The organism is Klebsiella sp. C283, assembly GCF_048822555.1.
Classification (GTDB): domain Bacteria; phylum Pseudomonadota; class Gammaproteobacteria; order Enterobacterales; family Enterobacteriaceae; genus Klebsiella; species Klebsiella quasipneumoniae.
The window spans coordinates 130,014-154,857 of the sequence record NZ_JBMEZS010000006.1; the positions used below are offsets into that span (position 1 = coordinate 130,014).

20 protein-coding genes, 1 tRNA gene and 2 other RNA genes are annotated in these 24,844 nt (G+C 58.1%); 12 read left to right on the top strand and 11 right to left on the bottom strand.

Annotated elements, in window-relative coordinates; translation table 11 throughout:
- Nucleotide 1: 1 nt before the first annotated feature.
- The 3 genes from glyS (at nucleotide 2) to ACOI7Z_RS13410 (ending at nucleotide 4,472) form a co-directional block, all read left to right on the top strand.
- On the top strand, nucleotides 2-2,071 hold the full coding sequence (gene glyS / locus ACOI7Z_RS13400; RefSeq protein WP_023291325.1) for a glycine--tRNA ligase subunit beta: 2,070 nt from the start codon (nucleotides 2-4) through the stop codon (nucleotides 2,069-2,071).
- A 327-nt stretch (nucleotides 2,072-2,398) separates the two neighbouring features.
- Complete coding sequence (gene hokA / locus ACOI7Z_RS13405) at nucleotides 2,399-2,551, top strand: type I toxin-antitoxin system toxin HokA (RefSeq protein WP_049013068.1); 153 nt, start codon at nucleotides 2,399-2,401, stop codon at nucleotides 2,549-2,551.
- A 301-nt stretch (nucleotides 2,552-2,852) separates the two neighbouring features.
- The gene (locus tag ACOI7Z_RS13410; RefSeq protein ID WP_065805286.1) at nucleotides 2,853-4,472 is read left to right on the top strand and encodes an ATP-binding cassette domain-containing protein; all 1,620 of its coding nucleotides are present in this window, start codon (nucleotides 2,853-2,855) and stop codon (nucleotides 4,470-4,472) included.
- Between the two features lie 98 nt (nucleotides 4,473-4,570).
- Here the strand turns inward: ACOI7Z_RS13410 and cspE are convergent, their stop codons facing one another.
- The 3 genes from cspE to ACOI7Z_RS13425 form a co-directional block, all read right to left on the bottom strand.
- On the bottom strand, nucleotides 4,571-4,783 hold the full coding sequence (cspE, locus tag ACOI7Z_RS13415) for an RNA chaperone/antiterminator CspA (RefSeq protein ID WP_000014594.1): 213 nt from the start codon (nucleotides 4,781-4,783) through the stop codon (nucleotides 4,571-4,573).
- Between the two features lie 253 nt (nucleotides 4,784-5,036).
- Nucleotides 5,037-5,327, bottom strand: coding sequence for an HTH-type transcriptional regulator (locus tag ACOI7Z_RS13420; RefSeq protein WP_004205010.1), 291 nt, complete (start codon nucleotides 5,325-5,327; stop codon nucleotides 5,037-5,039).
- A 244-nt stretch (nucleotides 5,328-5,571) separates the two neighbouring features.
- A complete protein-coding gene (locus tag ACOI7Z_RS13425) occupies nucleotides 5,572-6,927 on the bottom strand; it encodes an MFS transporter (protein ID WP_023291321.1) in 1,356 nt (451 codons plus the stop codon).
- Nucleotides 6,928-7,367: 440 nt separating this feature from the next.
- Between ACOI7Z_RS13425 and ACOI7Z_RS13430 the strand changes: the two genes are divergently transcribed.
- Nucleotides 7,368-8,078 (top strand): DUF3053 domain-containing protein, encoded by a 711-nt coding sequence (locus tag ACOI7Z_RS13430; protein WP_002921929.1) that lies wholly within the window; start codon nucleotides 7,368-7,370, stop codon nucleotides 8,076-8,078.
- A gap of 108 nt (nucleotides 8,079-8,186) precedes the next feature.
- Here the strand turns inward: ACOI7Z_RS13430 and ghrB are convergent, their stop codons facing one another.
- The 6 genes from ghrB to ACOI7Z_RS13460 all read right to left on the bottom strand — a co-directional run bounded on the left by ghrB (nucleotide 8,187) and on the right by ACOI7Z_RS13460 (nucleotide 14,150).
- Complete coding sequence (gene ghrB, locus ACOI7Z_RS13435; RefSeq protein ID WP_023291320.1) at nucleotides 8,187-9,158, bottom strand: glyoxylate/hydroxypyruvate reductase GhrB; 972 nt, start codon at nucleotides 9,156-9,158, stop codon at nucleotides 8,187-8,189.
- Nucleotides 9,159-9,182: 24 nt separating this feature from the next.
- Nucleotides 9,183-10,463, bottom strand: a complete 1,281-nt coding sequence (locus tag ACOI7Z_RS13440; RefSeq protein WP_004205006.1) for an MFS transporter — start codon at nucleotides 10,461-10,463, stop codon at nucleotides 9,183-9,185.
- Nucleotides 10,464-10,567: 104 nt separating this feature from the next.
- Complete coding sequence (locus ACOI7Z_RS13445; protein WP_087848691.1) at nucleotides 10,568-11,503, bottom strand: sugar kinase; 936 nt, start codon at nucleotides 11,501-11,503, stop codon at nucleotides 10,568-10,570.
- Between the two features lie 3 nt (nucleotides 11,504-11,506).
- A complete protein-coding gene (locus ACOI7Z_RS13450) occupies nucleotides 11,507-12,256 on the bottom strand; it encodes a sugar phosphate isomerase/epimerase family protein (RefSeq protein ID WP_049013063.1) in 750 nt (249 codons plus the stop codon).
- A 111-nt stretch (nucleotides 12,257-12,367) separates the two neighbouring features.
- Entirely contained in the window at nucleotides 12,368-13,384 is a 1,017-nt protein-coding gene (locus tag ACOI7Z_RS13455) for a LacI family DNA-binding transcriptional regulator (RefSeq protein WP_023291318.1), read from the bottom strand.
- 103 nt (nucleotides 13,385-13,487) lie between these two features.
- Entirely contained in the window at nucleotides 13,488-14,150 is a 663-nt protein-coding gene (locus tag ACOI7Z_RS13460; RefSeq protein WP_087848690.1) for an OmpA family lipoprotein, read from the bottom strand.
- Between the two features lie 167 nt (nucleotides 14,151-14,317).
- On the opposite strand from ACOI7Z_RS13460, the gene ACOI7Z_RS13465 reads away from it, so the two are divergent.
- A complete protein-coding gene (locus ACOI7Z_RS13465; protein ID WP_087848689.1) occupies nucleotides 14,318-16,648 on the top strand; it encodes a molybdopterin guanine dinucleotide-containing S/N-oxide reductase in 2,331 nt (776 codons plus the stop codon).
- Here the strand turns inward: ACOI7Z_RS13465 and ACOI7Z_RS13470 are convergent.
- Nucleotides 16,617-17,057, bottom strand: a complete 441-nt coding sequence (locus ACOI7Z_RS13470) for an N-acetyltransferase (RefSeq protein WP_087848688.1) — start codon at nucleotides 17,055-17,057, stop codon at nucleotides 16,617-16,619. The genes ACOI7Z_RS13465 and ACOI7Z_RS13470 overlap by 32 nt on opposite strands.
- Nucleotides 17,035-17,616, bottom strand: a complete 582-nt coding sequence (gene tag / locus ACOI7Z_RS13475; RefSeq protein ID WP_044525019.1) for a DNA-3-methyladenine glycosylase I — start codon at nucleotides 17,614-17,616, stop codon at nucleotides 17,035-17,037. The genes ACOI7Z_RS13470 and tag overlap by 23 nt, the downstream gene beginning before the upstream one ends.
- Nucleotides 17,617-17,758: 142 nt before the next feature.
- Here tag and ACOI7Z_RS13480 point away from each other — a divergent pair, with 142 nt between their 5' ends.
- The 7 genes from ACOI7Z_RS13480 (at nucleotide 17,759) to dppA (ending at nucleotide 24,734) form a co-directional block, all read left to right on the top strand.
- The gene (locus tag ACOI7Z_RS13480) at nucleotides 17,759-18,403 is read left to right on the top strand and encodes a lipase (protein WP_023291313.1); all 645 of its coding nucleotides are present in this window, start codon (nucleotides 17,759-17,761) and stop codon (nucleotides 18,401-18,403) included.
- A 241-nt stretch (nucleotides 18,404-18,644) separates the two neighbouring features.
- Nucleotides 18,645-19,850 carry an MFS transporter gene (locus ACOI7Z_RS13485; protein WP_023291312.1) on the top strand — a complete coding sequence of 402 codons (1,206 nt, stop codon included), beginning with the start codon at nucleotides 18,645-18,647 and terminating at the stop codon, nucleotides 19,848-19,850.
- Nucleotides 19,851-20,092: 242 nt separating this feature from the next.
- Nucleotides 20,093-21,787: a kdo(2)-lipid A phosphoethanolamine 7''-transferase gene (gene eptB, locus ACOI7Z_RS13490; protein ID WP_023291311.1), complete on the top strand. Its 1,695-nt coding sequence runs from the start codon at nucleotides 20,093-20,095 to the stop codon at nucleotides 21,785-21,787.
- Nucleotides 21,788-21,878: 91 nt separating this feature from the next.
- A tRNA-Pro gene (locus ACOI7Z_RS13495) sits at nucleotides 21,879-21,955 on the top strand.
- Nucleotides 21,956-21,989: 34 nt separating this feature from the next.
- Nucleotides 21,990-22,122: non-coding RNA, RtT sRNA (locus ACOI7Z_RS13500), on the top strand.
- A 34-nt stretch (nucleotides 22,123-22,156) separates the two neighbouring features.
- Nucleotides 22,157-22,289, top strand: a non-coding RNA gene (locus ACOI7Z_RS13505) — RtT sRNA.
- 837 nt (nucleotides 22,290-23,126) lie between these two features.
- On the top strand, nucleotides 23,127-24,734 hold the full coding sequence (dppA, locus tag ACOI7Z_RS13510; protein WP_023291310.1) for a dipeptide ABC transporter periplasmic-binding protein DppA: 1,608 nt from the start codon (nucleotides 23,127-23,129) through the stop codon (nucleotides 24,732-24,734).
- Nucleotides 24,735-24,844 lie beyond the last annotated feature (110 nt).

Genomic DNA, 24,844 nt, shown 5'->3' on the forward strand with positions numbered 1-24,844 from the left:
CATGTCTGAGAATACTTTTCTGGTGGAAATCGGCACTGAAGAGCTGCCACCAAAAGCGCTGCGCAGCCTGGCGGAATCTTTTGCTGCGAACGTGACCGCGGAGCTGGATAACGCCGGCCTCGCGCACGGTAAAGTGGAATGGTTTGCCGCCCCGCGTCGTCTGGCGCTGAAGGTGGCCAACCTGGCGGCGGCGCAAGCCGATCGCGAAGTGGAAAAACGCGGCCCGGCCGTTGCCCAGGCGTTCGATGCCGAAGGCAAGCCAAGCAAAGCGGCCGAAGGCTGGGCGCGCGGCTGCGGTATTACCGTCGATCAGGCCGAACGTCTGACTACGGACAAAGGCGAGTGGCTGCTGTATCGCGCCCATGTGAAGGGCGAAAGCACCGAAGCGCTGCTGCCGAACATGATTGCCAGCTCGCTGGCGAAGCTGCCGATCCCGAAACTGATGCGCTGGGGCGCGTCTGACGTCCACTTCGTGCGCCCGGTTCACACCGTCACGCTGCTGCTGGGCGACAAGGTAATCCCGGCTACTATCCTCGGTATCCCGTCCGATCGCGTGATCCGCGGCCATCGCTTTATGGGCGAGCCGGAATTCACCATCGACCATGCCGACCAGTACCCGCAGATCCTGCTGGAGCGCGGTAAAGTCATCGCCGATTACGAACAGCGTAAAGCCAAAATCAAAGCCGATGCGGAAGAGGCGGCGCGTAAGATTGGCGGTCAAGCCGATCTGAGCGAAAGCCTGCTGGAAGAAGTCACCTCGCTGGTGGAATGGCCGGTGGTGCTGACGGCGAAGTTCGAAGAAAAATTCCTCGCGGTGCCGTCTGAAGCACTGGTTTACACCATGAAGGGCGACCAGAAGTACTTCCCGGTTTACGACAACGCCGGTAAGCTGCTGCCGAACTTCATCTTCGTCGCCAACATCGAGTCGAAAGATCCGCAGCAGATCATCTCCGGTAACGAGAAGGTGGTCCGTCCGCGTCTGGCCGACGCCGAGTTCTTCTTCAACACAGACCGTAAAAAACGTCTGGAAGACAACCTGCCGCGTCTGGAAACCGTGCTGTTCCAGCAGCAGCTGGGTACGCTGCGCGACAAGACCGATCGCATTCAGGCGCTGGCGGGCTGGATTGCCGAGCAGATTGGCGCTGACGTGAACCACGCGACCCGCGCGGGCCTGCTGTCCAAGTGCGACCTGATGACCAACATGGTCTTCGAGTTCACCGACACCCAGGGCGTGATGGGGATGCACTACGCGCGCCACGATGGCGAAGCGGAAGATGTGGCCGTGGCGCTGAACGAACAGTATCAGCCGCGCTTTGCCGGCGACGCGCTGCCGTCTAACCCGGTGGCCTGCGCGGTGGCGATTGCCGATAAGATGGACACCCTCGCGGGTATCTTCGGTATCGGCCAGCATCCGAAAGGCGATAAAGACCCGTTTGCGCTGCGTCGCGCCGCGCTGGGCGTCCTGCGTATCATCGTCGAGAAGAACCTGAACCTCGATCTGCAAACGCTGACCGAAGAAGCGGTGCGTCTGTACGGTGAGAAGCTGACCAACGCCAACGTGGTTGATGACGTGATCGACTTTATGCTGGGCCGCTTCCGCGCCTGGTATCAGGACGAAGGCTACGGCGTCGACACTATCCAGGCGGTACTGGCGCGTCGTCCAACCCGCCCGGCGGATTTCGATGCGCGCATGAAAGCCGTATCGCACTTCCGTACCCTGGAAGAGTCCTCCGCGCTGGCGGCGGCGAACAAACGTGTCTCCAACATCCTCGCGAAATCCGACGAGACGCTGAACGACATCGTTCACGCTTCCGTGCTGAAAGAAGCGGCGGAAATTAAGCTGGCGGGCAATCTGGTGGTGCTGCGCGACAAGCTGCAGCCGTACTTCGCCGCAGGCCGCTATCAGGATGCGCTGATTGAGCTGGCCGCTCTGCGCGAGCCGGTGGATGAGTTCTTCGAAAACGTGATGGTCAACGCCGAAGACAAAGATGTCCGCATCAACCGTCTGACGCTGCTGTCCAAACTGCGTGAACTGTTCCTGCAGGTGGCGGATATTTCTCTGCTGCAGTAAGCGTAGCGGTAATAATAAAAAACCTGCCTCAGGGCAGGTTTTTTTATACCTGAAATATAAGTAGTCGAACCGCTAATAATTCAGTCATTGATATTTTAATTATTTACATTGATCAATAAAAAATATTTTAAGAATATATAAACATAATTCTGCAAGTTATTTACGCTAGAATGGCGGCGGGTGCTTGAGACTGTGTGTCTCAGGTATTCAGCGGGAGACAGACAGAGAAAAGCCCCACCTGATAGTCATCAAAGTGAGGCTCCCCTAATGCATGAACACCATAAGCGTAGCCTCTTACTTGTTGAAAATCAACACGGTAGGCGAGGAGTGCCGCGAAACTATCTGTTGTTTGGTTTAATAGTGATTTGCTTCACTGTTTTATTATTGACCTGGATGGTTCGTGATTCGCTATGTGAATTACAGCTCAGGCAGGGAAATAGTGAGCTGGTGGCATTCTTAGCCTGTGATAGTAAACAGTAAGAGCATCTGGTGGGGATCTATCCCCACTATGCTTGCAGTGTCAGGCATTCTCAATGCACCCTTTCATTGTTCACCAAATAAATCATTTGCCTCCTGATATCAGGAGGCCTTTTTATTTTTAAACGATTGTTGAATTAAACGGGCTTGAAATTCATAGCGGAGTGTGGCTATCCTATGCCCCGACGAATCCCTCGTCTCACTGGAGCGCGCCCTACAAATGAACAAACACGACTGATGAACTTCACGCCTTACCTCGCAGACGTTGCGGGTAGGGGAGTATTGATTTCATTCAGGAGTGCTTATGGCTCATTGCGCCCACATCCCCGCTTTTGTTTTACATCAGGTCACCTGTCAGTTTGCGACGGGGCAGACCCTGTTTGGTCCTCTCAACGTCTCGCTGGAACCGTCCCTTTGCGGTCTGGTCGGCCGGAACGGCGTCGGTAAGTCGCGTCTGTTGCGCCTGCTGGCGGGCCTTGATTCTCCTGCCGGTGGCCATATCGAGCGCGCGGCTTCCATTGCCTGGGTGGCGCAGCAGCCGACGCTTACGCCGGAGACCACCCTCGCTACGCTGCTGGGCTATGCGCCGGTCTTTGACGCCTTGTACCGCCTTGAACAGGGTCATGGACTGGCCGACGATTTCGAGCTATTGGATGGCCACTGGGATCTCCCCGATCGGCTGAGTTTAGCTTTCCGCGATGCCGGTCTCCCGCCGTTCTCTGCCGATCGTCCCGCTTTTTCACTCAGCGGCGGCGAGCGGATGAAGGCCCTGCTGTGCGGCGCCTTTGTTTCTAGCGCCGATTATCTGCTGCTGGATGAGCCCACCAACCATCTGGACAGTGAGGGGCGAGAGTGGCTCTATCAGCAACTGGAAAACTGGCACGGCGGAGCTTTGATCGCCAGCCACGATCGTCAACTGCTGGCGCGGATGCCGAGGATCATCGAGCTGACGCCGACGGCGCTGCGCAGCTACGGCGGCAACTATGACGAATATCAGCGGCAGCGCGAGGCGGAGCAGCAGGCGGCGCGCGCGGCGCTGGACCATGCGACGACCGAGCGGCGACGCACCCGCGCGCGAATGCAAAAAGAGCATGATGCTGCCCAGCGGCGCTCGGCGCAGACACTGCGTACCGTTGATACCCTGAATATCGCCTCTTTCGAACGCGTGAAGTACAAAGGCGCGGCAAAAGAGCGTCCGGGAACGCTGCGCCGTCAGCATCGTGAACAGAACAGCAGTCTGAATGGCGCTGTGCAGCAGGCGCGAGAGCGGGTGGAAGAGGATACGCCGGTGATGTTCACCCTGCCAGGCAGCGAAGTGGCGGCGGGCAAGCAGGTGCTGGTCGTGGAAGCATTGCAGCTCGCCCATTCCCCCGCTGCGCCGCTGGACTGGCGCGTGGATGGTCCGATGCGCGTTGCGCTGCGAGGGCCGAACGGCTGCGGCAAAACTACCTTGCTGAAAACGCTGCTGGGGCTGGAGCAGGCCGCCTCAGGCGATGTCCGGCTGTCGGTGAGCGCCGCTTATCTGGATCAACATCTGACGCAGCTGGATCTGTCGTTATCGGTGATAACGCATCTGAGCCTGGACGATACTCCGCTGGATGAGGGGCTGCTGCGGACCCGTCTGGCGCAGCTGCAGCTGGGCGCCGATAAGGTCAACCTGCCGCTGGCGGCGCTCAGCGGCGGCGAACGCCTGAAAGCGGCCCTGGCCTGCGTGCTCTGGCGACGCGATCCTGCCCAGCTGCTGTTGCTCGATGAGCCGACCAACCATCTCGATTTAGCGTCGACACAGGCCATTGAGTGTGCGCTGGCGACGTTTCCCGGCGCGTTGGTGGTGGTGTCGCATGACGAGGCGTTTCTGCAGGGGTTGAAACTCACCCACAGCCTGACGTGGGGGGAAACGGGCTGGCACGATACCCGACTCTGAATGCCCGGCAGCCGCCATCGTATGCTGGCGGCGGCTGGCGACAGATAAAAAAAATCCCCGCCATCAGGCAGGGATTCTCGATTCTTAGCGGCTTGAACTTACAGAGAAGTTACGTTGCCAGCTGCCGGGCCTTTAGCGCCGCTTTCGATGGTGAAGGAGACTTTCTGACCTTCGTCCAGGGATTTGTAGCCATCGTTCTGGATAGCAGAGAAGTGTACGAACACGTCTTTAGAGCCATCGTCAGGAGTGATGAAGCCGAAGCCTTTGTCAGCGTTGAACCATTTTACGATACCAGTCATTTTACCGGACATAGTGAATTACCTTTAAAAAAATAAGTGAGCCTTGCGGCGTAGCGGTCTGGACTACAGATTTAAAGCGATAAAGGGAAAGTTCACTACGGGGGTATCTTTGGATAACCTTAGAAGGACTGCTCTATTCGACTGCTCTGTGGTCTGTACATCAAACCTGCGAGCATTAACGCACGTTCAGCACCTGATAGCAAACTTTTTTTTTACGGCGCAGCGGCAAAAGCTCCCTTACTGGCCCTTGCCGCTGCGCGCTGGATTAATCGAGTAACTGTCTTGAAAGCTGCGGATTGGCCTGAATCAGGCGCATTAATTTCAGCTCTGTGGGGGACGGTCTTACCCGTCTCGACTCCCACTCTCTTACCATGGCGACGCTCACGCCCATGGCGTTGGCGAAGTCGTCAATCTTAAGTCCAGTGCCTTTACGCAGCTGTTCAAATTCACTAAACACAGTGGACTTACGGTTTGAGGTAAGTGTCTGATTATCGTCCTTAAAAACGATGTGTTCCAGGCTGCTCAGCAGTTCAAACACGGGATCTTTATATTCCATTGAGAACTCCTTTTATCACACAGCGGAAGAGATTTTTCTAAAGCTCTTTAAGAATAGTCAGAAAAAGGCGTAAAGGATGGTAACGTCCGTGATTATTTGCCAGCAGGTTATCGAATCGGCCCCGTCAGCCAAACGGCAACGGGGCCTAAGAGAATGATTACTAACGCGATGGCGTGGCTTCGAAAATTTTTGTAAACGGATAAGAAAAAAGCGGCAAAGCCGGCGCGGGCCGCCGGCTTATCGATCAGGCTTTCTGCAGACCTCGCGCGTCCTCTGTCGCCACGGGCGCTGATTTACTGACCCGGTATTTAATCAGCAGCGCGATGGCTGACAGGAACGCCGGGATGGCCAGCAGAGTGAAAATGGTCTCAAAAGAGAGCTGGGCCTGCATCAGGAAGGCGCCGCTGAAAGCACCGAGGATCCCGCCGAAGCGGCCGATACCCAGCATCCAGGCGACGCCGGTGGCGCGCCCTTGCGTCGGGTAGAAGCCTGCCGCCAGCGCCGGCATCGACGACTGCGCGCCGTTCATAATACTGCCGGCGATAAACACCATCACTCCCATCAGCGCCAGGCTGCTGGTGGAGAAGCCGACCAGACAGACGAAAACGCCGGTCAGCAGCCAGCCGACGGCCACTACCTTATTGGGGTTGATCTTGTCCATCAGGGCGCCGAGGATCAGCACGCCAATTCCGCCGCCGAGCGGGAACAGAGCGGTGATAATTGAGGCCTGACTCATCGATGCGCCGGTTTCACGGATCAGCAGCGGCAGCCAGCTGGTCAGGAGATAGAAGATCAGCAGACCCATGAAGTAGGTCAGGCACAGCATCACGGTACCCACTGCGTAGCGCGGGGAGAAAATGACGCCGATAGCCGACTTCTCTTTCACCTGGCCTGCTTCGCGCAGCTCAAATTCCACCGCCTCCGGCAGCGGCGCGATACGCCGCAGGATGGCGGCAATGCGCTGCGCCGGCTGACGCTTCACCACCAGATAGCGGGCGGACTCCGGCAGCAGGAAAATTAAAGCCACCGCCAGCAGGAGAGGCATCACGCCGCCCAGCACCAGCACGCTCTGCCAGCCATAGTGCGGGATCATCCAGGCGGATAAAAAGCCGCCCAGCGACGATCCCATCGGAAAGCCGACGAACATCAGGTTCACCAGCAGCGCCCGACGGCGCTCCGGCGCATATTCGCTCATTAACGTGGCGGCATTGGGCATCGCTGCGCCAAGGCCCAGGCCGGTCAGAAAGCGCAGCAGCGTCAGTTGGTTAAGGCTGGTGGCAAAGGCGGTGAGCAGGCTGAATCCGCCGAACACCACGATCGACATAATCAGCACTTTCTTGCGGCCGATACGATCAGCCAGCGGTCCCGCGGTTAACGCGCCGACGGCCAGGCCCACCAGCGCGGCGCTCATCACCGGGCCGAGGGCGGATTTTTCCACGCCCCATTCCTGGACCAGGTCGGAGGCGATGAATCCGATGATCGCGGTGTCGAACCCGTCCATCGCGACGGTGATGAAGCAGAGCGCGAGGATCATCCACTGGTAGCGGGTGAAGGGGTGCTCGTTGATAAAGGCCTGAATGTCGATGGTTGTCTTAGTCATACGGCTTTCCTGGCAGACTGAGCGAGGGACAGAGGTTTGTTATTATCGTCGCCTTCGCGTCATTGAGTTTTATTTGTGCGATAATCGAACGCATCGCCGTTAATCGCTCATTCATCAAATCATTGAAGCGCTGGCCAGGCAATCCGGGCGCGCGCCAAAGCGTGCGATTATCGTCCGCTTCCGGGCGAGGCGCCGGTTGATGGATTTTTTGTTTAAAGAATATCAATAAGTTACGTTATATCCACTGGCCTGATTTAAAGCGCATATTTGTGATGCGCATAACAGACGCGCCAGGCGGCGATAGCGGCGTATGGAATGGCGTTTTTCCTGCGTAAGATTAGCAGTAAAGGGTATCCTGCGAGGCCGAGCTGGACTATCCTTGTCAGCGTCTGGCACGTGTGTGTCTTTGTGCGCTTTTTTTGGCTGAAAGGAGTAAAAAAATGGCGACAGGAAAGTCCTGCTCTCGCTGGTTTGCGGCTATGGCGGCCTTATTAATGGTGGTTAGCCTGAGTGGGTGTTTTGATAAAGAGGGCGATCAGCGCAAAGCGTTTATCGACTTCCTGCAGAATACGGCGATGCGTAGCGGTGAACGACTGCCGACGCTGACCGCCGATCAGAAAAAACAGTTTGGGCCGTTTGTCTCTGACTACGCGGTGATCTACGGCTACTCGCAGCAGGTGAGCCAGGCGATGGACGCTGGTCTGCGCCCGGTGGTGGATAGCGTCAATGCGATCCGCGTTCCGCAGGACTATATGACCCAGCGCGAGCCGCTGCGTCAGGCGAACGGCGCGCTGGGCGTGCTCAGCCAGCAGCTGCAGAATGCCAAAATGCAGGCTGATGCCGCGCATGGCGCTCTGAAGCAGGCTGACGATCTCAAGCCGGTCTTCGATCAGGTATACGCCAAGGTCGTCACCGCGCCAGCCGACGCGCTGCAGCCGCTGATCCCGGCCGCGCAGATCTTTACCCAGCAGCTGGTTCAGGTGGGGGATTTTGTCGCTCAGCAGGGGACCCAGGTGAGCTTTGTGGCCAACGGCATTCAGTTCCCGACCTCGCAGCAGGCCAGCCAGTATAATGCGCTGATTGGGCCGCTGGCGGCGCAGCATCAGGCGTTTAATCAGGCATGGACGGCGGCGGTGAACGCCACCCGCTAATGCCCCGTCTGGCTGACGTGAGCTGCGGCGAACGGGCTGGATGACGGACAGAATGCAAAAAGAACCCGGGGAGGGCGATGGCCGCCGCTACCCGGGTTTTTTTATGGCTTATTTTACCTGCGGATTGACGCAGTTTTTCTCGACCTTGCCGTTCAGGGCATCGATCAGGTTATCCACCGCGCAGGCCGCCATGTTGTAGCGCGTCTCATGGGTGGCGGAGCCGATATGCGGCAGCGCGACGACGTTCGGCAGGCTCAGCAGCGGCGAATCTTTAGCCAGCGGCTCGTGCTCGAAGACATCAAGGCCGGCAGCGTGAATCTCGCCCGCCTGCAGGGCGGCGATCAGCGCCTGCTCATCGACCACCGGGCCGCGCCCGGCGTTAATAAAGATGGCGGAAGATTTCATTTTGGCGAACTGCGCCTGACCGAACAGATGGTGGGTCTCTTCGCTCAGGGGCAGGATCAGGCAGACAAAATCGGCTTCCTGCAGCAGGGTATCGAGATCGCAATAGCGGGCGTTGAAGCGCTCTTCTGCCTGTGGATGCTGGCGGCGCGCGTTGTACAGGATCGGCATGCCGAACCCGAAGTGGGCGCGCTGCGCCAGCGCCATGCCGATGCGGCCCATGCCGACGATACCTAAGGTTTTATGGTGTACGTCGGTGCCGAACCAGTCTGGCCCAATGCTCTTCGTCCACTCGCCCGCTTTGACGCGCTCCGCCACTTCCACCACCCGGCGGGCGGTGCTCAGCACCAGCGCCATGATCGTGTCGGCGACGGTCTCGGTCAGCACGGTCGGGGTATGCATCAGCAGCACCCGGCGGGCGTTCAGCGCCTCGACGTCGAAGTTGTCATAGCCAACGGACACGGTGGAGGTCGCACGCAGCTTCGGCATCTTCTCCAGCAGCGCGGCGTCAACCTTTTCGCTGGAGCCCAGCAGGCCCTCAGCCTGGGCGAAGGCCTCAGCGTGCTGCGAAACGGTCTCCGGCCGCAGGTTTTTTACCTGAGTGACGGAAAAGTGCTCCTCCAGACGCTGTAGCAGGTCGTCGGGAAGCGTTTTATAGAGAATGACAGACGGCTTCATGCGAATCTCCGTAGTGTGAGTCGTTCAGGCGTGATGAGCGCCAAGTGGAAGGTTTTGATTATTAGCAGGCTTAACAATCAAAGTCAGCCATACTGAGGCGAAAAGCGCCACCCCCATAAAAATATAGGAAGCTGCGGGGCTGCCGGTGGCGCCGTTCAGGTAGCCGACAAACCACGAGCCGCAGAAGGAGCCCAGGGCGCCCATGCTGTTGATCAGCGCCATCGCGCCGCCGGCGACGTTGCGTGGCAGCATTTCCGGAATAATGGCGAAGAAGGGGCCGTAAGGCGCATACATTGCCGCACCAGCCACCACCAGCAGGGTGTAAGAGACCCAGAAGTGGTTGGCGCCGACCGCCCAGGAGCCGATGAAGGCCAGTCCGCCAATCAGCAGCAGCGGCCAGACGAACAGTTTACGGTTCTGCATTTTATCGGAGGCCCAGGAGACCACGATCATGGCGATAGTCGCCGCCAGGTACGGAACCGAAGAGAGCCAGCCCACTTCCACCATCCCCATATTTTCGCCGCCGCTGCGGATAATCGACGGCAGCCACAGTACAAAACCGTACACGCCGATGCTCCAGGCAAAGTACTGAGCGCAGAGCAGGATCACGTTGCGGGAGCGGAAGGCCTCGCCATAGTTACGCACCGCTTTGATGCCCTGCTGTTCACGATCCAGTTGTTCCTGCAGCGCGGCTTTTTCACTCTCCGCCAGCCAGGATACCTGCGACGGTTTATCTTTCACCAGCACCCACCAGCAGAAGGCCCAGATCACCGCCGGCACCCCTTCGATGATGAACATTTCCCGCCAGCCGAAGGCCTGAATCAGGTAGCCGGAGACCACCGACATCCACAGGACCGTCACCGGGTTGCCGAGGATCAGGAAGGTATTGGCCCGCGAGCGCTCGGATTTGGTGAACCAGTTGCTGATATAGATCAGCATCGCCGGCATCACCGCCGCTTCGACGACGCCGAGGATAAAGCGAATGGCCGCCAGCGCCGGGATATTATGCACAATCCCGGTCAGGGAGGCGCAGCCGCCCCACAGGATCAGGCAGATAAAGATCAGTTTGCGAACGCTGCGGCGCTCCGCATAGATAGCGCCGGGGATCTGGAAGAAGAAGTAGCCGAGGAAGAACAGGGCCCCCAGCAGGGAGGAGATCCCTTTGGTGATGCCCAGGTCTTCGGTAATGCCTGCCGCGGAGGCGAAGCTGAAGTTGGCGCGGTCGAGGTACGCCAGGCTATACGTGATAAACACGATAGGCATGATGTACCACCAGCGTTTCGTTGCATTTGTTGAGCTATTCATAGGCTTGCCTCTGTCAATGAGGTGACATACGTCCGTCGAAACGGACGCTGCTGTGCCGCGCTGCAGGTAGGGTACAGGACGGCTGTTATTGTTGCGTATAAATGTTATTCGCCCAGCGCGTCGCGGGTGGGCAGCCCCTCGCTGTCGCCCTGGACCTGAATGGCCAGCGAACCGATTTTATTGCCGCGGTTCACCGCCTGAAGCAGGGTTTTGCCTTCCAGCAGGGCGCTAATCACCCCGACGGCAAAGCCGTCGCCGGCGCCGACGGTATCGACGACGTTTTCGACTTTGATGGCATCAACCGTTCCCTGTTCGCCGCTGGCGCTCTTGAACCAGGCGCCGTCGCAGCCGGTTTTAATGACCACCGCCTTGACGCCGCGCGAGAGATAGAAATTGGCGATCCCCTCCGGGGTCTGCTGGCCGGTGAGGATGACGCCCTCTTTTAAGCCTGGCAAAACCCAGTCAGCCTGGAAGGCGAGACGGTTGAGTTTCTCCACCATCTCGGCTTCGCTTTTCCACAGCACCGGCCGCAGATTGGGGTCGAAAGAGAGGGTTTTGCCCTCGGCTTTCATGACCTTCGCCGCATGCTCCAGCAGCGCATATGAGCTTTCAGAGAGCGCGGCGGCCACGCCGCTCAGGTGCAGATGACGGGCGCTGGTGAAGTAGTCGGCGCGAAAATCGTCCGGCGACAGATGGCTGGCGGCAGAACCTTTGCGGAAATATTCCACAATGGGATCGGTTCCATTTTCGACTTTCGATTTCATCTGGAAACCGGTAGCGAAGCGGTTGTCGATGGCGACAGCGTGGCTATCGATCCCCTCTTTCGCCAGCGATTGCAGTACGAAGCGGCCAAAGCTGTCGTTGCCGACGCGGCTGACCCAGCCGACCTTCAGACCCAGGCGCGCCAGGCCGGTGGCGACGTTCAGCTCAGCGCCGGCGACACGTTTCATAAAATGCTCCACCTCGGCCAGATCGCCGGTTTCGGTGGCGACAAACATGGCCATAGCTTCGCCGATGGTGATGACATCTAAATTTTCCACGGCTTATTCCTCGCGTAACAGGTTGACGTAGCGGCGGGTCACGGCCGTCAGGTCATGGCCAGTCAGCGGAAACTCGATTCCACGCGGCGCGTCGGCGGGAAGATTATCGAGCAGGGCCAGCCAGCGGTCGGCGGCCTGATCCGGCGGCACAGCGCGGAATTTCTCCTGATGAGGCTCCGCCGCTTTTACATGAATATAGCTGACCGCCGGCGCAAGATGGCGGGCGGCCTCTTCCGGCGAATCGCCGACCCACAGCCAGTTGCCCATATCAAACGTTAAGGTGATCGGCAGCTGATGGACCCGACAGGCGGCTTTGAAGCGCTGCATCGGCGCCAGCTGGCCGCAGTCGGTCTGGTCATTCTCCACCACCAGCGCCATGCCGCTGTCGCTGAGGATATCGCGCAGTTCGTCGAGCTGCTGGTTGTGGCGGAAATGGCCCAGGGAGAGCTTCAGCCACAGGGCGTTAAGGGTCTGCGCTTCCGCGAGCAGCGTCGGAAGATGCGGATTAAGCTCGCCGTTGTCGGCGAACAGCGCCTGGGGCGCGGAGTAGCAGGCCAGCAGGCCGTGGCGCTCAATGGTGGCCGCCAGCGTCGGCAGGGCGTTGAGCTCTTCGGCGCTGAACAGCTCGCGGCGGATTTCGACGCCGTCCGCGCCGGCGTCGGCGATAAACGGCAGGACGGCGGCCTGGCCGCCTAAGGATTTAACATGGTCATTACCATACGCAGCGGTAACGACAATAATTTTTCTGGCCATCGCGCTCTTACTCCCGGCGTTTGTTGCTTAATCTCCTTATTACGCTAGATGGTATCGGTTCCATAAGAAAGGGCGAGATGTTTAATTTATGATCGGCATCACGAAGGATCGTTAACGGGAAGTTGATCCGCGGACGATAAGCTCGCCGGAGAAGACCCGCTCGCAGATGGGGTCGTTACTGCCAGCAATGCGCCGAATCACCTGTTCCACCGCCGCGTAGCCGATCTGCCACGTCGGCTGTTTGAGGGTGGTGATGCCGACGCCAGCCAGCTCCGCCCACTCCAGTTCGTCGAAGCCCAGCAGGCCGATATCGCTGCCCCAGATCAGGCCGACGCGCTTCAGGGCGCGGGCCACCTGCAGCGTCAGTGCGCCGTTGGCGGAGATCACCGCTTTGCGCATCCCGCGGTGGCGGGCGTGGAACTGGCGCAGGACGTTGTCCATCATCGCGCCGTCGTTGAGCTGCACTTCGGCGTTTTCGGCCACCACGCCGTGGTGGCGGGTGAGCGTGGCGCGGAAGGCGCTCAGGCGCTCGCGGCGGGTATTGACCGACCCCAGCGGTTCGCTAAGAAACAGGATGGCCTCAAAGCCTTTCTCCACCAGGTGTTCGGTGGCGGTGGTGGCGGCCTGGGCGTTATCAAGCCCGACCACATCGCAGGCGAAATCGGGGATTTTACGGTCAATCAGCACCATCGGCAGGGCCGACTGCTGCAGGCGGTTCAGGCCATCCTCCCGCATGCCGACCGCGTTGACGACGATGCCTTCCACCTGGTAGCTGCGCAGCAGGTCGAGGTAGTGCAGCTCCTGATCCAGCTCGTTATTGGTGTTACACACCAGCAGGGTGAAGCCCTTTTCCCGGCAGGCCGCTTCAATGCCGCTCATGACGTTGACCGAATAGGGGTTGGTGATATCGGCGATGATCAGGCCGATGAGGCGGGTTCGGCCGTGCTTGAGGCCGCGGGCCATCAGGCTGGGGCGGTAGTCGAGTTCGGCAATGGCTTGTTCAATACGTGATAACAGATCGTCGGAAAGCAGATGCTTCTCGCCGTTAAGATACCGTGAAATGCTGGTTTTGCCGGTCTTTGCGGCTTTCGCCACATCGCTAATGGTTGCACGCGCCGCTTTCGCCATGGTGGCTTCCTTTGCTGAAAATCTGCCAACACCTTAGCGCGAAAAATAGCGATATCAAGCATTTTGCCCGGCAGAGGCGCGGCCGGGCAACATGAGGATGCGCTTATTGCAGCGGGCTGAGGGTGATTTCCACGCGACGGTTCTGCGCCTTGCCTTCCGCCGTGCTGTTGCTGGCGATGGGGTTCGCCGGGCCCATGCCGGTGGTGCGAATGCGGTTGGCCGCCACGCCCTGGGTGATCAGCGCGCTGGCGACGCTGTCAGCACGCTGCTGCGACAGACGCATATTCAGGTCCTTACTGCCGGTGCTGTCGGTGTAGCCGACGACGTTAACGGCGGTTTTCTCATACTCTTTCAGCACCATGGCCACGCCGGTCAGGGTGTTGGCGCCGGCCGGTTTCAGGTTGGCGCTGTTGCTGTCGAAAGTGACGTTATTCGGCATGTTCAGCACGATGTTGTCACCATTTCGCGTCACGCTGACCCCGGTTCCCTGCATTTTTTCGCGCAGCTTCGCTTCCTGCACGTCCATGTAGTAGCCAATGCCGCCGCCCAGCGCCGCGCCTGCCGCTGCGCCAATCAGCGCGCCTTTGCCGCGGTCGTGTTTGGAGGAGGAAAGCGCGCCGACGCCAGCGCCCACTAAGGAGCCAATACCTGCGCCAATACCGGATTTGCCAGCTTCACGCTCACCGGTATAGGGGTTGGTGGTGCAGCCGGAAACGGCCAGGGTGCCGCTGACCAGAGCCGCAATCATAAGTACGCGTTTTTTCATTTAATGTCCTTAATCCTTTTTATTCTTTGCCACAGCGAACGTGACGGTTGATTATGACGCGCGAATACGTAGAAAATTCCCCGCATACCATCTCATTTTGTAAATAACATTGAACGGCGCCGATTCGCGCCGTCACCACACCTGCCTTCGCTGACCAGGAGCCGCCTTTGCCAACCTCATCTGCAACCAAAACCATTTTAACCGCCGCCCACTGGGGACCGATGCTGGTGGAAACGGACGGGGAAAACGTCCTCTCCTCCCGCGGCGCGCTGGCGACGCCGTTTGCCAATTCGCTGCAAACGGCGGTGCGCGACCAGGTGCACAGCAAAACCCGCGTGCGCTACCCGATGGTGCGCAAAGGCTTTCTCGCCTCTCCGGACAAGCCCCAGGGGGTCCGCGGTCAGGATGAATTTGTGCGGGTGAGCTGGGAGCAGGCGCTGGATCTGATCGATGCCCAGCATCGTCGGATCCGCGAAAGCTATGGACCGGCCTCCATTTTTGCCGGCTCCTACGGCTGGCGTTCTAACGGCGTCCTGCATAAGGCGGCCACCCTGCTGCAGCGCTATATGAGCCTGGCGGGCGGCTACACCGGCCATCTCGGGGATTACTCCACCGGCGCGGCGCAGGCGATCATGCCTTACGTCGTGGGCGGCAATGAGGTGTATCAGCAGCAGACCAGCTGGCCGCTGGTGCTGGAGCACAGCGAGGTAGTGGTGCTGTGGAGCGCCAACCCGCTGAACACGCTGAAAATTGCCTGGAACGCCTCCGACGAGCAGGGTATACCGTGGTTCGACCGGCTGCGCCAGAGCGGAAAGCGCTTGATCTGCATCGATCCGATGCGATCGGAAACGGTCGATTTCTTTGGCGATTCGATGGAGTGGATCGCGCCGCATATGGGCACCGACGTCGCGTTGATGCTGGGTATCGCCCATACGCTGGTGGAGAATGGCTGGCAGGACGACGAGTTTCTTGCCCGCTGCGCCAGCGGCTACGAGATTTTTGCCCGCTACCTGATCGGCGAAAGCGACGGCGTGGCGAAAACCGCCGACTGGGCGGCGGCTATTTGCGGCGTCTCAGCGGATAAGATCCGCGAACTGGCGAAACTTTTCCACGAAAACACCACCATGCTGATGTCTGGCTGGGGCATGCAGCGCCAGCAGTATGGCGAGCAGAAACACTGGATGTTGGTCACCCTGGCCGCGATGCTGGGGCAGATTGGCACCCCGGGGGGCGGGTTTGGACTTTCCTACCATTTCGCCAACGGCGGCAACCCGACCCGCCGCGCGGCGGTGCTGGGCTCGATGCAGGGGAGCGTGGCCGGAGGCGTGGACGCCGTGGAGAAGATCCCGGTCGCGCGGATTGTCGAGGCGCTGGAGCATCCGGGTGCGGAGTATCAGCACAACGGCATGGCGCGGCGCTTCCCCGATATTCGCTTTATCTGGTGGGCCGGCGGCGCCAACTTTACCCATCACCAGGATACCAATCGCCTGATTCAGGCCTGGCAGAAGCCAGAGCTTATGGTCATCTCCGAATGCTTCTGGACCGCCGCCGCGCGTCATGCCGATATCGTTCTGCCGGCGACCACCTCGTTTGAGCGCAACGATCTGACGATGACCGGGGACTACAGCAATCAGCATCTGGTGCCGATGAAGCAGGTGGTCGCCCCGCGGGGTGAAGCGCGCGATGATTTCGCGGTCTTTGCCGACCTCAGCGAACGTTGGGAGGCGGGCGGCCGCGAGCGCTTTACCGAAGGGAAGAGCGATCTGCAGTGGCTGGAGACCTTCTATCAGATGGCCGCCCGGCGCGGCGCCCAGCAGCAGGTGACGCTGCCGCCGTTTGCCGAATTCTGGCAGGCTAACCAGCTGATTGAGATGCCGGAGGCGACGGAGAATGCCCGTTTCATCCGCTTCGCCGCCTTCCGCGACGATCCCCTGGCCAACCCGCTGAAAACGGCGAGCGGTAAAATTGAGATCCACTCGCCGACCATCGCCGCCTTTGGCTACGCCGACTGCCCGCCGCACCCGATGTGGCTGGAGCCCGACGAGTGGCATGGCAACGCCGAGGCGGGGCAGCTGCAGCTGCTGTCGGCCCATCCGGCACACCGTCTGCACAGTCAACTGAACTACTCCGCGCTGCGCGAACGCTATGCCGTCGCCGGACGCGAACCGTTGACTATTCATCCGCAGGATGCCCGGGCGCGGGGGATTGCCGATGGCGATCTGGTGCGGGTGTGGAACGCCCGCGGTCAGGTGCTGGCCGGCGCGGTGGTGACGGAGGGGATCCGCCCGGGGGTGATATGCCTGCATGAAGGGGCGTGGCCCGACCTGGATCCGGTGGCGGGCATCTGCAAAAACGGGGCGGTGAACGTCTTAACCAAAGATATCCCGACATCCCGGCTGGGCAACGGCTGTGCCGGGAACACCGCCCTGGCGTGGCTGGAGAAATATACCGGCCCGGCGCTGCCGCTTACAGCATTTGATCCGCCGGCCAGCGCATAATCCAGGTGGGGTGCTGAGTATCATCCTGCCATGCGCAATCTTCAATGCGGAAGCCTTGCGCATGGTAGAAACTGACCGCTGATTCGTTTTTCTGATAAACCTCAAGGCTAAGCCAGGCGTAGTGCTGCTTGACTTCATCCAGCAGCGCCCGGCCAATGCCCTGGCGGATGGCGTCCGGCGCGACGAACAGCGCGCCGACGAAGCGGGACTCCAGCACGCTGACAAAGCCTTTTAGCTCTCCGTCGCGCTCCCAGACCCAGGTGCTGGCGGCGGGAAGATAGACGTCCCGTACCACCGCGACGCTTTCGCGCCAGTAGCTTTCGCTGATAAAGGGATGGGCATGGATCGTACTATCCAGCCACAGGGCCAGCAGCGGTGTATTATCTTTAGCGACCCACTTGCGGATCATCCTGACCTCCCGGGTGACAGAAGCAGCCGGTGACATGGTCGTTGACCAGCCCGCAGGCCTGCATAAAAGAGTAACAGATCGTCGAACCGACAAACTTAAAGCCGCGTTTTTTCAATGCTTTAGAAAGCGCATCAGAGGCCGGCGTCGTGGTCGGGATCTCCGCCAGCGTCGCCGCGCGGGTGACCTGCGGCGCATTGTCGACGAAAGACCAGACAAAATCAGTGAACGACTCGCCATTTTCCTCCATCGCCAGATACGCCCGGGCGTTGCCGATAATGGCCTGGATTTTTCCCCGATGGCGGATAATCCCGGCATCCTGCAGCAGCCGCTCGACATCATCGTCCCCCATCGCCGCCACGCGCACCGGATCGAACTGGTGAAAAGCCTGGCGATAGTTCTGCCGTTTTTTTAACACCGTGATCCACGACAACCCGGCCTGCTGGCCTTCAAGGCAGATCATTTCAAACAGCCGCTGGGACGCTTTTTGCGCGACACCCCATTCGGTATCGTGATACTCGATATATAACGGATCCTGACTCACCCATCCGCAACGCTGCATAGCTATTTCTCCCTCTGCGCTAAAAAAGTGGACGCCCCGGCTTGACGACTGAAAGATAAAGATAATAGTTAATACAGGGAAATCGTATCCCCTAAAAAACACAGCAATAATGCCGATTCGGCTCTTTTCTGGAGTCGCATTAATGATAATAAAGAAATGCAATGGCCTCCGGGGGTTCTTGTTCCCGGTGTGCGTATCCGTCTGGGTATCGTGTGTCTCTGGAGCGAATGCCTGGCAACAGGAATATATCGCTATCGATACAAAAAGTAATACGTCGGAACGTTATACATGGGATAGCGATCACCAACCACGCTATGAAGATATCCTCGCCGAGCGGATGAAGTCGTCTGAAACGCCGGGCGGACTGGCGTTAAACCAGGGGCTGGCGCCGCCGGACAGCAGCCGGGGGATGAGCGTCGGCTGGAATTATCTGCTGGCAAACGGCATGACCTCCGGGCCGGTGGCCAGCCTGCGCAGCGACTACAGCGCGCCGGCGACGAAAAGCGTTGGCGAGACGGGATATGTCAACACGCTCGGCTGGCGTATGGATTATCAGTCGCTGTGGGGCGTGCACCCCTGGGCTCAGGTGAGCTATAACCAGTCGCTCGCCAGCGATGCCTGGTCGCCGACCACTCGCGCCAGAGAGGGCGGCTGGAGTGATGTCACCCTGGGCGCCGATATGCCGCTGGGATCGCATGTGGCGGCATGGGCCACCCTGTCGCAGGCGGATAATGTCCCGTCGGGGGAAAATACGCTCTATCTGATGGGGGTCAGCGCCAACTTTTGAGCGGGGATTGTTACGCGTTTGAAACGATGCGGTTATTGTTAAATCTCAGTAATGGCGCATTTCTGTGAGATAGCGCACACTAACTTTTTTGCTGATATTCGCGGAATGAATGTCATGCAATGCCATTCATTCCGCCATTAATGCATTTCATTCCCTGCTGATGGCAGTTCATGCCTTTTTCCCCCACTGGATGAGGGGCCTTCGCTATTGTGGCGGCAGTTAATTTATCAGGACAACTGCTATGAACGCTGCAAACCGTCAATCGACCCGCTGGCTTACGCTTATCGGCACCATCATCACCCAATTCGCTCTCGGTTCGGTTTATACCTGGAGCCTGTTTAACAGTTCACTGTCTGACAAACTGGGCGAACCGGTCAGCCAGGTCGCGTTCTCCTTTGGCCTGCTGAGCCTCGGGCTGGCGCTCTCCTCGTCGGTCGCCGGCAAGCTGCAGGAGCGTTTCGGCGTGAAGCGCGTCACCATGGCCTCCGGGATCCTGCTCGGACTGGGCTTCTTCCTGACCGCGCACTCCAACAGCCTGATGATGCTGTGGCTGAGCGCGGGCGTGCTGGTGGGGCTGGCGGACGGCGCCGGTTATCTGCTGACCCTGTCGAACTGCGTGAAGTGGTTCCCGGAACGCAAAGGGCTGATTTCCGCCTTCTCCATCGGTTCCTATGGCCTCGGCAGCCTGGGGTTCAAATTCATTGATACTCATCTGCTGGCCACCGTCGGTCTGGAAAAAACCTTCGTCATCTGGGGCGCTATCGTGCTGGTGATGATCGTCTTTGGCGCGACCCTGATGAAAGATGCGCCAAATCATACGGCGACCACCGCGGCCAACGGCGTCGTGGAAAATGACTTTACTCTCGCCGAATCGATGCGTAAACCGCAGTACTGGATGCTGGCGGTGATGTTCCTGACGGCCTGCATGAGCGGTCTGTATGTGATTGGCGTGGCGAAAGATATCGCGCAGGGGATGGTCCATCTGGATGTCGCCACGGCGGCCAATGCGGTAACGGTTATCTCAATCGCTAACCTTAGCGGTCGCCTGGTGTTAGGTATCCTGTCCGATAAAATCTCCCGCATTCGCGTGATCACCCTCGGTCAGGTGGTGTCGCTGGTGGGGATGGCCGCGCTGCTGTTCGCTCCGCTGAATGCCATGACCTTTTTCGCCGCGATTGCCTGCGTCGCCTTTAACTTCGGCGGAACCATCACCGTCTTCCCGTCGCTGGTCAGTGAATTCTTCGGTCTGAACAACCTGGCGAAAAACTATGGCGTCATTTATCTGGGCTTTGGTATCGGCAGCATCTGCGGCTCCCTCATCGCTTCGCTGTTCGGGGGCTTCTACGTCACCTTCTGCGTGATCTTCGCTCTGCTGATTATTTCGCTGGCGCTTTCCACTACCATTCGTCAGCCAAAAGGCAGTGTCTATAGCGAGGCGCACGCCTGAAACCTGCAGCGTGAAACGTGCCCCTGATTAATACCCTAAGCAAATAGTGCCAATCCAGCCAAATGTTTTGTAAATGTTTGGCTGGATCACATTCCCTCCTGATACTTTTCCCGTTCCCTGTGGTCTACTTATCGCGCTTTGTAGAGGTTTCTGATAACCAACCCTAACGCACCCTATTAGCCTACTGACTCATGCCACAGCGTCAGGCGGTGTTTTATTCTTCTTTTTCCAGGTTTGCTTGCATGAAATATATTAGAACGATGACGCAGCAGAAGCTTAGTTTTTGGCTGGCGCTGTACATCGGCTGGTTTATGAACGTCGCCGTTTTTTTTCGGCGTTTCGATGGTTATGCTCAAGAGTTCACTTTCTGGAAAGGGCTTTCCGGTGTCGTTGAACTGGTGGCCACGGTCTTTGTCACCTTCTTCCTGTTACGTCTTCTGTCGCTGTTCGGCCGCCGTATCTGGCGCATTCTGGCGACGCTGATTGTTCTGTTTTCCGCCGCCGCCAGTTATTACATGACGTTCCTCAACGTGGTGATTGGCTACGGGATTATCGCCTCGGTGATGACCACCGATATCGACCTGTCGAAAGAGGTCATCGGCTGGCATCTGATCCTCTGGCTGGCGGCGGTGAGCGCGCCGCCGCTGCTGTTTATCTGGAGCAACCGTTGCCGTCATACGCTGCTGCGCCAACTGCGTACCCCGGGTCAGCGGGTTAAAAACGTGCTGATCGTGGTGCTGGCCGGCCTCATCGTCTGGGGCCCCATCCGCCTGCTTGAGCTGCGCCAACACGATGTAGAGCGCCATTCTGAAGTGGATATGCCGAGCTACGGCGGGGTGATCGCCAACTCCTACCTGCCATCGAACTGGCTGTCGGCGCTGGGGCTGTACGCCTGGGCGCAGGTGGATGAATCCTCAGACAACAAATCGCTGATTAACCCGGCGAAGAAATTTACCTACGTCGCCCCGGAAGGGCTCGATGACACCTACGTGGTGTTTATCATTGGCGAAACCACCCGCTGGGATCATATGGGCATCCTCGGCTATAGCCGCAACACCACGCCAGAGCTGGCGAAAGAGAAGAATCTGGTCGCCTTCCGCGGCTACTCGTGCGATACCGCCACCAAGCTGTCGTTACGCTGCATGTTTGTGCGTCAGGGCGGGGCAGAGGATAATCCGCAGCGGACCCTCAAAGAGCAGAACGTCTTTGCGGTGCTGCATCAACTGGGCTTCAGCGGCAATCTGTACGCCATGCAGAGTGAGATGTGGTTCTACAGTAACACGATGGCCAACAATATCGCCTATCGCGAGCAGATTGGCGCCGAACCGCGTAACCGCGGCAAGAGCGTTGACGATATGCTGCTGGTGGATGAGATGAAGCGCGGTATGGCGCAGGGCAACGCCTCCGGTAAGCACCTGATCATCCTGCATACGAAAGGCTCGCACTTTAACTATACCCAACGCTATCCGCGCAGCTTCGCCCAGTGGAAGCCGGAGTGTGTCGGCGTCGACAACAAATGTTCTAAAGCGGAGCTGATTAACTCCTACGACAACAGCGTGACCTATGTCGATCACTTTATCGTCAGCGTCCTCGACCAGCTGCGGGATAAGAAAGCGATTGTGTTCTATGCCGCCGACCATGGCGAGTCGATTAACGAGCGCGAACATCTGCACGGTACGCCGCGCAAGATGGCGCCGCCGGAACAGTTCCGTGTGCCGATGATGGTCTGGATGTCGGATAAATATCTGGAGAATCCCGATCATGCCGCCGCGTTCGCCCATCTGCAGCAGCAGGCCGCGATGAAGGTGCCGCGACGCCACGTCGAGCTGTACGACACCATTATGGGCTGCCTCGGCTATACCTCGCCGGATGGCGGGATCAACGAGAACAACAACTGGTGTCGCGTGCCGGCTTCGAAGAAAGCGGCGAAGGAATAGCAATAGTGGCGAGATTCTCGCCGCTTGATTGATTTTTTGCTAATAAGGCATTGACGGGGGTGCATCCCAGCAGTAAGATGCGCCCCGCATTCGGTGATTGGCGCAGCCTGGTAGCGCACTTCGTTCGGGACGAAGGGGTCGGAGGTTCGAATCCTCTATCACCGACCAAATTCGAAAAGCCTGCTCAATGAGCAGGCTTTTTTGCATCTGTAGCCTGTGAGGATGAGAACCTCCGGGGGCAGGAGGTTCGACTCGAGCGGAGCGAGAGAACGTTGCGTCAGCAACGGCCCGCAGGGCGAGCCACAAAGTGGCGAGTCATCCTCTATCACCGACCAAATTCAAAAAGCCTGCTCAACGAGCAGGCTTTTTTGCATCTGTAGCCTGTGAGGATGAGAACCTCCGGGGGCAGGAGGTTCGACTCGAGCGGAGCGAGAGAACGTTGCGTCAGCAACGGCCCGCAGGGCGAGCCACGTAGTGGCGAGTCATCCTCTATCACCGACCAAATTCGAAAAGCCTGCTCAATGAGCAGGCTTTTTTGCATCTGTAGCCTGTGAGGATGAGAACCTCCGGGGGCAGGAGGTTCGACTTGGGTTCCGTAGGCCCGCGCAAGCGCAGCGCCGCCGGGCATAATCAGCGCGCTACTGGCCAAAACCCCATCAAAATCACAAAAAACGTCTTTATCCCCATTTCCAGCCAGCTGTTCGCTATTTTGTGACATCTTCCATTGCATTTTTTTATCGATGAACAGATCTTTTTTCGCGAAGCTTATGGCTAAATGCAGCATTTTCCGCTGTGCGTTTTAACGTTCACGCTATTAATCGCTCACATATTGGTCACATAGTAAGAAATTTTTCTCATTTGCTGGCATTGTTTCCCACTGGGTGTCGCACCTTAATAAGGTCTTTATTCTGCATATTCGCCTGTAGCATAAATTTCTCTGCTGAAAATAGCGTCTTGAAGTTTTTTTAATCTTTGCCTGCCGTTTCTCACGCTGGATGTAAAACCCGGCTGGCTGTATTGACGTTTCCCCATTCTGTTGACAGATTGTAGGGCATGAGGGGCATTTCATGGAGAATCCGTACTGCAACTCAGTCGTTTTTGCGAAAGGAATCCCCATCTCTCTCTACGCCTTCGGGCACCACCGACCGGACCGGGTATATTCTAAATAGTTCGCGCTGCGGGAAGGCGGCAAGTTTGCGAGTCCCCAGGAACATAGATAACGATGTGACTGGGATAATCGAGCGCAGCCAACGCATCCGTGGTTCGAAATATGACGAATAAAAATAAATAAAGGTCTGGCGGATATATGCAAACAACATCACAGTTTTGGAGCAGAATAATGAGTATTTCCTTGAAGAAATCAGGGATGCTGAAGCTTGGTCTGAGCCTGGTCGCCATGACCGTCGCCGCCAGCGTGCAAGCGAAAACCCTGGTTTATTGTTCAGAAGGCTCGCCGGAAGGCTTTAACCCACAGCTCTTCACCTCTGGCACCACCTATGACGCCAGTTCCGTACCCATCTACAACCGCCTGGTCGAATTCAAAACTGGTACGACGGAAGTTATTCCGGGACTGGCTGAGAAATGGGAAGTTAGTGCGGACGGTAAAACCTATACTTTCCACCTGCGTCAGGGCGTGAAGTGGCAGGATAATAAAGACTTTAAGCCAACCCGTGACCTGAACGCCGATGACGTGGTTTTCTCCTTCGATCGTCAGAAGAATACCAATAACCCGTACCATAAAGTTTCTGGCGGCAGCTATGAATACTTTGAAGGGATGGGATTACCAGACCTGATTAGCGAAGTGAAGAAAGTGGACGATAAAACCGTCCAGTTCGTCCTGACCCGCCCGGAAGCGCCGTTCCTCGCTGACCTGGCCATGGACTTCGCTTCCATTCTTTCTAAAGAGTATGCCGACAACATGCTGAAAGCCGGCACGCCGGAAAAAGTAGACCTCAATCCTATCGGTACCGGTCCATTCCAGCTGCTGCAGTACCAGAAAGATTCCCGCATTCTGTATAAAGCCTTCCCGGGCTACTGGGGCACCAAGCCGAAGATCGATCGTCTGGTCTTCTCCATCACCCCGGATGCCTCCGTGCGCTACGCCAAGCTGCAGAAAAATGAGTGCCAGGTGATGCCGTATCCTAACCCGGCGGACATCGCACGCATGAAGGAAGATAAAAACATTACCCTGCTGGAACAGCCGGGTCTGAACGTCGGTTATCTCTCCTTCAACACCGAGAAGAAACCGCTGGACGAGGTGAAAGTTCGTCAGGCGCTGACCTACGCGGTTAACAAAGAAGCGATCATCAAAGCGGTTTACCAGGGCGCAGGCCAGGCGGCGAAGAACCTGATCCCGCCAACCATGTGGGGCTATAACGACGACGTCAAAGACTACACCTACGATCCGGAGAAGGCGAAGCAGCTGCTGAAAGAAGCGGGCCTGGAAAAAGGCTTCACTATCGACCTGTGGGCGATGCCGGTACAGCGTCCGTATAACCCGAACGCCCGCCGTATGGCGGAGATGATCCAGGCCGACTGGGCCAAGATTGGCGTCCAGGCCAAGATCGTCACCTACGAGTGGGGCGAGTATCTGAAACGCGCGAAAGCGGGCGAGCACCAGACCGTCATGATGGGCTGGACCGGCGACAACGGGGATCCGGATAACTTCTTCGCGACCCTGTTCAGCTGCGCCGCGGCGAAAGACGGCTCCAACTACTCGCGCTGGTGCTATAAGCCGTTTGAAGATCTGATTCAGCCGGCCCGCGCCACCGACGACCACAACAAGCGTATTGAACTGTACAAACAGGCTCAGGTAGTGATGCATGACCAGGCTCCGGCGCTGATCATCGCTCACTCCACCGTTTATGAGCCAGTGCGTAAAGAAGTCAAAGGCTATGTGGTGGATCCGCTGGGTAAACACCACTTCGATAACGTCTCTGTCGAATAATAAGCACGATGCCTGACCCCCTCTCCCCGCGTGGGAGAGGTGGGGGGCGTATTCCCGCTATTCCGGGGAATGCTTTTGTGAGCAATACAGACGCCCTGTCGCCAGGCGGG